The sequence below is a fragment of the Luteibacter pinisoli genome, from assembly GCF_006385595.1.
In the GTDB taxonomy this organism is placed as follows: domain Bacteria; phylum Pseudomonadota; class Gammaproteobacteria; order Xanthomonadales; family Rhodanobacteraceae; genus Luteibacter; species Luteibacter pinisoli.
Genome location: NZ_CP041046.1, coordinates 2,650,321 through 2,659,590, shown reverse-complemented (window position 1 = coordinate 2,659,590; position 9,270 = coordinate 2,650,321). Strand labels below are relative to the sequence as shown.

Here is a 9,270-nt window from a genome sequence, read left to right as displayed (position 1 = left end):
CGGGGCTCGACCAAGGAAACTGCCCATGGCTGAACCGACATCGCGCGTGCCGACCCGGATTGATTACCAGGGCGTCGACCACCCCGGCAGCGACATCTTTTTCGCGGCCGTTTCAACGACGCGTATGCCGATGATCGTCACCGACCCGAGGAAGGCCGACAATCCCATTATCTTCGTCAATCCTGCCTTCCTGCGCATGACCGGTTACACAAACGAGGAGCTCATCGGCAACAACTGCCGCCTTTTGCAGGGGCCGGGCACTGACCGGGTGACCATCTCTACCATCCGTGACGCTGTGGCTGCCAATCAGGAAATTGCCACCGAAATTCTCAACTACCGGAAAGATGGCAGCACGTTCTGGAACGCGCTCTTTATCTCCCCTGTCTATGACGGGAATGGGGAGGTGGTGTACTTTTTCGCATCCCAGCTGGACGTCAGCCGCAGGCGCGATGCAGAAGACGCACTCCGCCAGGCGCAGAAGATGGAAGCGCTCGGCCAGTTGACCGGTGGCATCGCGCACGACTTCAACAACCTGTTGCAGTTGATGATTGGCTACGTTGAATCGGTCGAGGCCGGCTTGGCCCGGCCGGACCCGGACCGGGAAAAACTCCTGCGCTTCATCGGGGGCGCAAAGGCCGGTATCAAGCGCGCTTCGACCTTGACGTCCCAGCTCCTTGCGTTCTCGCGCAAACAGACGCTGCAGGGCCGTGTGGTCAATCCCAATCAGGTCGTGGCCGACATGCAAGACATGCTGGGACGCTCGATAGGGTCTGACATTGTCCTCGACCTCGAGCTCTCCCCGGCCACCCGCAATGCACGCCTGGACCCCACCCAGCTGGAAGTGGCCCTGCTCAACGTGGCCATCAATGCGCGGGACGCGATGGACGGACGACCTGGCAAGCGCCTCATCATCCGTGCGCGCAATGCCACGCCGCTTGAAGTCAACAACCTCGGCGAGCTCTCGACGCGGGGTGGTGAGTACGTCGCCATCGACGTCGTTGACAACGGCACAGGCATGCCGCCGGAGATTGCATCCCGTGTGATGGATCCGTTTTTTACCACCAAGGACGAAGGCAAGGGCACTGGCCTTGGCTTGTCGATGGTCTATGGCTTTGCAAAGCAATCAGGCGGCGCGGTGGGTCTGACGTCGAAAGAAGGCGAGGGGACAACGGTAACGATGTACTTTCCCGTGGCCGTCGAAGTCGATGACGGGCGGAGCGTTCCACAGGTCAGCCGCATTGACCGCGCATCGGACCGGTCCGGCCATGAGCGTGTGCTGGTTGTCGACGACCGCCATGACCTGGCCGAACTTGCCCACACGATTCTTGAGTCGCATGGGTACGACGTGGTGTCGCTCAGCGACCCGGAAGAGGCGCTCAGGCAACTCGAGCAAGACGACGGGTTTGACGTGCTCTTTACCGATATTGTCATGCCCGGCGACCTCAACGGTGTGGCGTTGGCGCGAAAGGCGCGCGCCATCCGACCGACAATCAAGGTCCTGCTGACGACGGGGTATGCCTCGCAGTCCGTGCAGCGGTCGGATGCGGGAGGCATCGCTTTTGACGTGCTGAACAAACCGTACTCCCGGATGGACCTCCTCCGGAAGATTCGCTTCGTTCTCGACGGGCCCACGGGCATCAGCTGACGAAGGCGCGCGCTTCAGGAGGTCCCGCCTGCCCTACCATGTGGCCGCCCACACGATATGCTCCTCTGCAGGGGACGGGGCGTGGGCTGCGGGTCAGTCGGACGCTTGGCCGGCTGCCGGCGTCGCCTCGATGGCTGCGGGCGGGGTCGACCCTTCATCGAGATACCCCTGGAGCGCGAGCGCCAGCCGGTCGACGGCGAGCATGAGCACCGCCGGGCTTCCCTCGGCCGCCTCAAGAATGGCGTGATTGAGGCCGGCGGACAAAGCCCCGACATCAGTCATTCCCGCCAAGGCCGCAACGTGCTCGATGGACAAGGTGTGGGCGAGGGCCTGCGTCAGCTGGCCACGCTCGAGTGCCAAACGCGCGCGTCGCAGGTCCGCCGTGAGGCCAGTCAGAATCTGCATGTAACGAGGGTCTGTCACGTCAAGCGATGGCATGGCGAGCGGCGTGGTGGGCATTGGACACGGATGTATTTACCAACAGCCGACGCGATTGAACACCGGAAAAAGTCGAGCCTTTTCACCAATGTGAAGGGTGGCTTATTCAACTGCTGGGAAAAATGGACGACACAGAGAATTGGCCGGGTTCCCGACCGGCGTCACGAGGTGTGCGCAGTGCTTGGCAAGGTCATCTGGTTCCATGAAGAGCTGCGTATGGCGCTCATCGAGCGCTGCGGCGGATTTACAGTGGGCTCCGTGGAGGAAGGAAAGCTGACCCTCGGCGGATGTGTGGAGGGCGAGTTCCGCCAGACTGGGCCGACCGTCGTCAAGGACATTGAAAGCGGCGCTTTGGTCACGTTCTTCGTGGAAGCGGAGGCGATGACCGAAGACGAGGCGAACGAATTGCTCGGAATCGTCAGGACCTGAGGGCTTGGACGGCCCCGTCGGCGCGGCCATCTTGAGCGTCCCGTCGTTTTGTGACCCCGGGCTACCGGACGGCTCACACCAGACGTGTGAACGGCACGACATCCCGGATGTATGCGTCGAAGAACTGTCCCAGCGAGGAGGCGGTCCGGAACCGTGCGTAAAGCGCGCCACTGACAGGCGCATAGCGGTAGACAGCCCCGGATACGAACTCGACTTCCATCACTTGCGCATCCGGGTCGTAGCCGATGGCGGCCATGACCGACGAGTCCACCCGCTCCCGCATCATCTGGTCGCGTTCCGCCAATGCGGCAGGGCGTGCGGCCGAGAAGGACGGGTACCTGCCCGGTGCCCGGCGGTCGTTGCGCCGGCGTTATCTGCGCGGGCAAACAGTGCGCGAGCTGCCGGTTGCCAGTGCGTTACGGCCGAGGTCCGTAATGCGCCACCACCCGGCATTCTCGAGCACAAGTCCGCTGCTCTGCAGCCGTTCGCACGCGCCCTGGTCCAAGGGGCTGCAGGCAAGGCGCGCGGTATCATCGAGCTGACAGAGGGTCTGGAGATCATCGGGGAGGAGCATGGCGGGCGAGGTATCGACCGTTCTGGGAATGCTGACATCGCATCACAGCATTCCCTGCGCCCGCTAGCCCGATATTCGGCAAATCGACCTTCGTTGTGCATCAGCGTCAGACGAGAGCGAAGCAGGCACCAAGGGCCCGGGTGTCCCGGCTACTCCTGCCGCTCCAGTTCATCCCGCCCCATGTCTTCGATTTTCCGCTGTTCGAACGATTCAATGAGCGGTCGGAGCTCGAACTCAAAGATGTCTTGTTCAAGTGTTGTCAGGCTGCCCATGCCCTGGTCCCTTGCCTTGACCGCAACGGCGTACCCGGCGTCTTCACTGGTGAGATAGCCACTGGAAATGGCATCCGTCAGCGACGCAGTCAATTCGTTTGCGATGTGATCATTCCATCCCATTCTTCTCTCTCGCATTATCCGGTTCCGACAGGGATATCGACTGGAGGCGTGGCAAAGCGGGCGGCGCTCACACCCACGGCATCGGGTGTCGACTGAAGGCGGCCCAGTCAGCACCTTTGCCAAGGTCACCGACCCCGCTTGGCCAAGCAACTGCGCTCGTCCTGGACGAGGCAACACCGGTCGGCTGGGCACGCCAGCACGAGCCGTATGACCACCTCCCAATGGCCCGGAAACCAATGGCCCAGAAAGATCGGACGTCTTTGGCCCTGCCGTGCTCGTCTGGTCGGCCGGGCCGGCTGGCAAGGGAGATCATAAACCGCCGGTCCCAGCCGACTCCGCCGTAAACGAGTTCTAACGCTGGGCCGATGACGACGGCGCATGCCTGGGAAAGGCCCGGCTGCACGGAGCGTTCACGGAGTTCGGCTGTACAGGCAGCTGGACGCCGTCATGCCCCTTTGTGTCGTCGTCGAGGACTACCGTCACTGCCGTCGACGGCCCGTCGAGCCACCTGTCGGGCAACTCCATCGCCCATTCGATATCGCGCGCAACGTCGGCGGGCAAGGGGAACCCCGCTGCGTAATTGCGGAGCGCTCCGACCGGGAGACCAAGGCGGATGGCCGGATGGTTCATCGCGGGGTGCCGCACCGGGGACCCGGCGAGCAAAATTCGCCCCAGTAGGCAAGGGGGTGTAGCCCCGAAGCCGGTCATGCCAGCCGATAGGAAACGTCACGTGCACGGACGGACCATTCTGAAAAACGGAATGACGGATGGAACCCATCCGGTTGCCCGGGCGAACGGCGTGAGTCGATGAGTAGCATGCTACGCGCCCTGGGCCGCTACGCAGTATGACATCCGGTAGCGCACGGCCCCCAGGGCCAGCATGACGCCCGCGACGAGGCTCGGGCCTCCAATTAGTCGGCGCGGCCGGCAGAAGAGGCGATGGATGGCACCACCGCGATTGTGTGGGCTTCTGCTGCGTGACGAGGTCGGTGCTGGTGCCCGGGTCGCGCGCGGGGGCGGATGCGCCACACGCCCGTAAAGCCTCCATCGCCTGTTTTTCTTCGGCGCAACCACGCGAAGTAACCTGGACTCCCGTGAAACGGGGCCGACGATACACACATTGGTGAGGACAAGCCCCCTTGTGATTCACATCCGCGCAAGTGGTTCTTGATGCGTCGCGATGCATGGTGCTCAGACATCAAAACGGGAACCTAACCATGGCAGAGCATCGGGACAACCTCATCGACTGGCTGAGGGACGCGCACGCGATGGAGCAACAGGCGGAGCAGATGCTCAAAGCCCAGGCCGGGCGCATCGAGCACTACCCTCAGCTCAAGGCCCGCATCGAGCAACACCTGGACGAGACCCTGGGCCAGCAAAAACTCATCGAAAGCTGTCTCGCCCGGTATGACACAAAGCCTTCCGTGACCAAGGATGCCCTCGGCAAGGTGATGGCGTTCGGTCAGGCCCTCGGCGGTTCGGTCAATTCCGACGAAGTCATCAAGGGCGCAATTGCCGGGTATGTCTTCGAGAACCTGGAGATTGCCACGTACACGACCCTTCGCGCCGCCGCCCTCGCCGAAGGAGACTCGGAGACAGTCCGGGTCGTCGACGAGATCCTTCCGCAAGAGCGAGCCATGGCCGAATGGCTGCTCCACCACCTCCCTGACCTGACAGACGACTTCCTCGCCAGAGACGCCACCCCAGACGTTGAAGCCAAGCGCTGACCTACCGGAGAGATAACATGACCATCAAGACGCTCGAAGACCTGTTCATCCACGAACTGTCCGACATCTACAGTGCCGAAAAGCAGCTTACCAAAGCACTTCCACGTCTCGCGCGCGCCTCGACCCATCCGGACCTGAAGGAGGCGTTCGAGTCACACCTCGAAGAGACCCAAGGGCAGGTCGAACGCATCGACCAGGTTGTCGAGCTGCTCGGCATCCGCCTCAAGCGCATCAAGTGTGCCGCCATGGAGGGGCTGGTCGAGGAGGGCAAGGAAGTCATCGATGGCGTGGAAGAGGGGCCGCTGCGCGACATAGCCCTCATCGGTGGGGGTAACCGCGTCGAACACTACGAGATTGCAGGGTACGGCACGTTGATTGCCCTGGCAAAGCAGCTGGGCTACACCGATGCGGTGCCCTTGCTCGCCGACACGCTGAAAGAAGAGAAGGCGGCCGACGAGAAGCTGACGCTTCTTGCCAGTGCCGTCTCTGCTCAAAAAGCGAGTGAGAAAGCCTGACCTTGGAGAAGATGATGAACGATGAAAAGACCGGTCATGCCGACACCTCGCCACACCAGTACGACGAGTCCGCCGACAAGCGCGTCGAGAAGAAGCCGGCAAAAAAGGAGTCGCCGCAGCAGGAGCACGACAACGAAGACCATGGCTGAGGAGAACCTCATGGCTGACCAGAACCACCAACCGCAGTCGGGCGACCGCAACCTCAACTACGTCGCCAAAAAGGACAAGCCGCAGCAAGAGAGGCGGGACAAGAAAATCGAGCAAGGCGAGGAGAAGATGGACAAAGCGTCGAAGCGGGACGAAGGCATCCGGTGATGCACAAAGATGAGTCGGAGAACGTGGAGACGCCCTCGGCCGTGGGCGTCTCCGTCCTCGCGCATGTCGCTTGGGTCGTCTTTGGGCTCCTCATCATCAGTGCGCTGGCCGCCATGTCCATCTGGCTTGCTGGGAGAGCCTGACCTGCCGTCCCCGTGCACGCAGGCATCACAGGTGCGGTAGGAGGCTCCGGTGCACGGTCCCGAACGGCGGGCCTGGAGCGGGCCGATGGCATCGAAAAAGCAAGGTTTGTTCACGCGCGTCGCGATGGCGGTCTCGAAAGCCGCTGGTGAGCCCGTCACCTTTGCCATCGCACTCCTCGTCGTCATCGTGTGGGCCGCCAGCGGTCCCATCTTCAAGTTTGGTGACACTTGGCAGTTGGTCATCAACACCTCGACCACCATCATCACCTTCTTGATGGTTTTTTTGATTCAAGCCTCCCAAAACCGCGATACGGAAGCCCTGCAAATCAAGCTCGATGAACTCATCAACGCAATAAAGGGCACCAACGAAGCGCTGCTTGACCTTGAACAACTCGACGAGAAGGAGCTCGACCGTGTCCGAAAGGCTTACCTTGAGAAGGCTGAGGCCGCTCGTGCCAGAGAACGGTCTGACTCTTCGCCCAGCGACGCCGGCTGACCTTCCGTCGAAACGCCATCCGGGTGGACGTTGAGATGCCGTGACTGGGGTCGGCGAGGCCCCTCACATACGTTGTGGGTGCCTTCAACATCCTTGCGAGCCTCGTTCACGAGGTCGTCGGCACGCTCGATGCCATGAATGCAACCAGTCGAGCCAGCGCGCTCCGTGAATTTGATGCCCTCCTCGAGGGCGAGACCTTCCCCTGCTTTGCCGGCCGCACGGCTCATCGCCGACACCTCATCGAGCACGTCTTCGCCAGTGCTCTTGCGTGCCCTGCGGACGATGAATCCCTTGCGGAACGAATTGAATCATTCGCAGTGTGTAACAGCCCTGAGGATACATTTCGGAGTCTTGTGGTCCATTTTACCGACCACGCCGTCATACCTGAACCTGTCTTTGAGCGGCTGCTGTTTGCAAGATTGCAGGGTATCCACGAAGCGGATGCTCGGTCACATGACTGGGACCCCGCCGTCAGCAACGACCCGGAGGATCCCGCGTTCAGCATGAGTGTCGGCGGCAGAGCCTTCTACGTCGTCGGTCTCCATCCGGGAGCATCCCGACCGGGTCGACGCCTGGCGCACCCGGCACTTGTCTTCAATCTCCACAGCCAGTTCGAATACTTGCGTAGCCAAGGCCGCTATGACCGCCTGAAGTCCGCGATTATCAATGAGGACATCGAGCGGAATGGGTCCGCCAACCCGATGCTCGCGGTGCACGGCTCGACGTCGGAGGCGGTCCAGTACAGCGGCCGCCATGTCGAAGGGTCCTGGAGCTGTCCGTTTTCCCCTGTCGCTCAACCAAATCCCAGGAAGACCGCGTGACGACCCAGACCATCCCGCCGCAAAGCGGCACTGCGTTTGTGCTTCGCAAGGGCCAACGCCTGACTGTTATTGACCCGCAGGGTCAGCAGGTCAGTGACCTTGTCGCGTTCAATGCAAACGACACAAACGAGTGGCTGTCAAGCGGTCGAACACTCGACTATGCAAGCAAGTTTCTGCTGACCACCGGCGACACGCTGTATTCCAACCGAAGCAGTCCGATGCTTATGATTGAACAGGACGATGTCGGAAGGCATGACTTCCTCCTTGCCCCTTGCTCGAAGGAAATGTTCGCGAAGCTCTACGGGCACACTGAACCGCACCGGGGCTGCTTCGGGAACCTTGTCGAGGCCCTGGCTCCCTTTGGCATCAACCCAGACCAAATCCCGACGGCGTTCAACGTCTTCATGAACGTGCAGGTGGACGGCACCACTGGTGCGCTATCGGTCGAGCCACCGCTGAGCCGGGCCGGGCAGGGCACGACCTTTGTGGCGCTAATGGACCTGGTTGTGGGCTTGACCGCATGTTCCGCAGGGTTGTCCAACAATTTCACGTTCAAGCCCATCGATTTCCAGTTGGAATGAGCCCCCGGCCCCGGGGGCTTGTTGGTTATGGGGTCAAGACCACTTTCCGGCAGTCCTCTTCTTTCTTGTCGAACACCTCATACCCACGTGCGGCGTCAGCGAGCTTCATGCGGTGCGAGATGATGATGTCGGGAGCAAGGCTTCCTTCCTCAATGAAGTCGAGGAGCTCAGGCAAGTAGCGCTGCACATGGGTCTGGCCCATCGCAAGCGTCAGCCCCTTGTCGAACGCGTCGCCGATGAGGAACGCATGGATGAATCCGGCATAGACGCCCGGAATGCTGACGATGCCGCCACGGCGCGTGGCGGTAATGCACTGGCGGAGGACTTCACCGGAGCTGGTTTCAAGCTTCAGCGTGCTGAGCACCGTTTCCGTCGTGCTGCCCTTGGCTTCAAACCCGACCGCATCAATGCTGGCGTCGACCCCACGCCCGGCCGTATTGGCGAGAATGAACTCCGATGGGTCGACACTGCTGAAGTCCACGGGGATGACGTCGTAGGCTGTCACCGCGAAATCGAGCCGGTACTTCTGGTCATCAATCATGTAGATGCGCTCGGCACCGAGCATGCGCGCGCAGGCGGCTGCCATCAGCCCGACCGGCCCTGCGCCGAAGATGGCAACCGTGGAACCGTGCCCAATCTTTGCGTTGAGTACGGCTTGGTAACCGGTCGGCAGGATGTCCGACAAAAACAGCACCCGCTCGTCGCTCAGGCTACCGGGAACCACGAAGGGCCCGACATTGGCCTTCGGCACCCGGACGAACTCGGCCTGACCGCCCGGTACTCCGCCGTACAGGTGCGAATAACCAAAGAGCGCTGCGGGCGGCGTCATGTTCGGACGCTTCCTGAGGCTCGCGCCCTCATCGGGGTTGGTCGTCTCGCAGGCTGCGAACTGCTCGTGCTCGCAGAAAAAACATTTTCCGCAGGCGATAACGAACGGGATGACGACCCGGTCGCCCTTCTTCACATTCGTGACGCCGCGTCCAGCGTCTTCCACGACACCCATGAACTCATGGCCGAAGATGTCGCCGTGTTTCGTTTCCGGAATCTTGCCGTGATACAGATGCAGGTCGGACCCGCAGATGGCCGTGGCCGTCACGCGTAGGAGGATGTCGTCATCGTGTTGGAGAACAGGGTCTGGCACTGTCTCGACGCGCACGTCCTTCGAGCCATGGTAAGTCAGGGCTTTCATTG

At 61.6% G+C, this 9,270-nt stretch carries 13 protein-coding genes; 9 read left to right on the top strand and 4 right to left on the bottom strand.

Features of this window, described 5'->3' with window-relative positions; translation table 11 throughout:
- Positions 1–25 precede the first annotated feature (25 nt).
- Entirely contained in the window at positions 26–1,645 is a 1,620-nt protein-coding gene (locus FIV34_RS12085; RefSeq protein WP_139983078.1) for a histidine kinase famiy protein, read from the top strand.
- A gap of 93 nt (positions 1,646–1,738) precedes the next feature.
- Here FIV34_RS12085 and FIV34_RS12080 read toward each other — a convergent pair whose 3' ends face one another.
- Complete coding sequence (locus tag FIV34_RS12080) at positions 1,739–2,050, bottom strand: hypothetical protein (protein WP_139983076.1); 312 nt, start codon at positions 2,048–2,050, stop codon at positions 1,739–1,741.
- Between the two features lie 63 nt (positions 2,051–2,113).
- On the opposite strand from FIV34_RS12080, the gene FIV34_RS12075 reads away from it, so the two are divergent.
- Positions 2,114–2,512 (top strand): hypothetical protein, encoded by a 399-nt coding sequence (locus FIV34_RS12075; RefSeq protein WP_139983074.1) that lies wholly within the window; start codon positions 2,114–2,116, stop codon positions 2,510–2,512.
- Between the two features lie 73 nt (positions 2,513–2,585).
- Here FIV34_RS12075 and FIV34_RS12070 read toward each other — a convergent pair whose 3' ends face one another.
- Together FIV34_RS12070 and FIV34_RS12065 are read right to left on the bottom strand one after the other, a co-directional pair.
- Entirely contained in the window at positions 2,586–2,768 is a 183-nt protein-coding gene (locus FIV34_RS12070) for a KTSC domain-containing protein (protein WP_170207615.1), read from the bottom strand.
- A gap of 467 nt (positions 2,769–3,235) precedes the next feature.
- The gene (locus tag FIV34_RS12065) at positions 3,236–3,481 is read right to left on the bottom strand and encodes a hypothetical protein (protein ID WP_139983070.1); all 246 of its coding nucleotides are present in this window, start codon (positions 3,479–3,481) and stop codon (positions 3,236–3,238) included.
- Positions 3,482–4,698: 1,217 nt separating this feature from the next.
- Here FIV34_RS12065 and FIV34_RS12060 point away from each other — a divergent pair.
- The 7 genes from FIV34_RS12060 (at position 4,699) to FIV34_RS12040 (ending at position 8,079) form a co-directional block, all read left to right on the top strand.
- On the top strand, positions 4,699–5,208 hold the full coding sequence (locus tag FIV34_RS12060; protein WP_139983068.1) for a ferritin-like domain-containing protein: 510 nt from the start codon (positions 4,699–4,701) through the stop codon (positions 5,206–5,208).
- 17 nt (positions 5,209–5,225) lie between these two features.
- Positions 5,226–5,723 (top strand): YciE/YciF ferroxidase family protein, encoded by a 498-nt coding sequence (locus FIV34_RS12055; RefSeq protein WP_139983066.1) that lies wholly within the window; start codon positions 5,226–5,228, stop codon positions 5,721–5,723.
- Between the two features lie 11 nt (positions 5,724–5,734).
- Positions 5,735–5,872, top strand: a complete 138-nt coding sequence (locus tag FIV34_RS20990; protein ID WP_170207614.1) for a hypothetical protein — start codon at positions 5,735–5,737, stop codon at positions 5,870–5,872.
- 10 nt (positions 5,873–5,882) lie between these two features.
- Positions 5,883–6,038 carry a hypothetical protein gene (locus FIV34_RS20985; RefSeq protein WP_170207613.1) on the top strand — a complete coding sequence of 52 codons (156 nt, stop codon included), beginning with the start codon at positions 5,883–5,885 and terminating at the stop codon, positions 6,036–6,038.
- Between the two features lie 228 nt (positions 6,039–6,266).
- Entirely contained in the window at positions 6,267–6,677 is a 411-nt protein-coding gene (locus FIV34_RS12050) for a low affinity iron permease family protein (RefSeq protein WP_139983064.1), read from the top strand.
- 74 nt (positions 6,678–6,751) lie between these two features.
- The gene (gntA, locus tag FIV34_RS12045) at positions 6,752–7,498 is read left to right on the top strand and encodes a guanitoxin biosynthesis heme-dependent pre-guanitoxin N-hydroxylase GntA (RefSeq protein WP_139983062.1); all 747 of its coding nucleotides are present in this window, start codon (positions 6,752–6,754) and stop codon (positions 7,496–7,498) included.
- The gene (locus FIV34_RS12040) at positions 7,495–8,079 is read left to right on the top strand and encodes a DUF1989 domain-containing protein (protein WP_139983060.1); all 585 of its coding nucleotides are present in this window, start codon (positions 7,495–7,497) and stop codon (positions 8,077–8,079) included. The genes gntA and FIV34_RS12040 overlap by 4 nt, the downstream gene beginning before the upstream one ends.
- A 25-nt stretch (positions 8,080–8,104) precedes the next feature.
- Here the strand turns inward: FIV34_RS12040 and FIV34_RS12035 are convergent, their stop codons facing one another.
- Positions 8,105–9,268 carry a zinc-dependent alcohol dehydrogenase gene (locus FIV34_RS12035; protein WP_139983058.1) on the bottom strand — a complete coding sequence of 388 codons (1,164 nt, stop codon included), beginning with the start codon at positions 9,266–9,268 and terminating at the stop codon, positions 8,105–8,107.
- Positions 9,269–9,270 lie beyond the last annotated feature (2 nt).

Bases quoted from the DNA above. Each gene is read 5' to 3' on its own strand.
- FIV34_RS12085 (WP_139983078.1), top strand. From the start codon at position 26: ATGGCTGAACCGACATCGCGCGTGCCGACCCGGATTGATTACCAGGGC.
- FIV34_RS12080 (WP_139983076.1), bottom strand. From the start codon at position 2,050: ATGCAGATTCTGACTGGCCTCACGGCGGACCTGCGACGCGCGCGTTTG.
- FIV34_RS12075 (WP_139983074.1), top strand. From the start codon at position 2,114: ATGTATTTACCAACAGCCGACGCGATTGAACACCGGAAAAAGTCGAGC.
- FIV34_RS12070 (WP_170207615.1), bottom strand. From the start codon at position 2,768: ATGGCCGCCATCGGCTACGACCCGGATGCGCAAGTGATGGAAGTCGAG.
- FIV34_RS12065 (WP_139983070.1), bottom strand. From the start codon at position 3,481: ATGGGATGGAATGATCACATCGCAAACGAATTGACTGCGTCGCTGACG.
- FIV34_RS12060 (WP_139983068.1), top strand. From the start codon at position 4,699: ATGGCAGAGCATCGGGACAACCTCATCGACTGGCTGAGGGACGCGCAC.
- FIV34_RS12055 (WP_139983066.1), top strand. From the start codon at position 5,226: ATGACCATCAAGACGCTCGAAGACCTGTTCATCCACGAACTGTCCGAC.
- FIV34_RS20990 (WP_170207614.1), top strand. From the start codon at position 5,735: ATGATGAACGATGAAAAGACCGGTCATGCCGACACCTCGCCACACCAG.
- FIV34_RS20985 (WP_170207613.1), top strand. From the start codon at position 5,883: ATGGCTGACCAGAACCACCAACCGCAGTCGGGCGACCGCAACCTCAAC.
- FIV34_RS12050 (WP_139983064.1), top strand. From the start codon at position 6,267: ATGGCATCGAAAAAGCAAGGTTTGTTCACGCGCGTCGCGATGGCGGTC.
- FIV34_RS12035 (WP_139983058.1), bottom strand. From the start codon at position 9,268: ATGAAAGCCCTGACTTACCATGGCTCGAAGGACGTGCGCGTCGAGACA.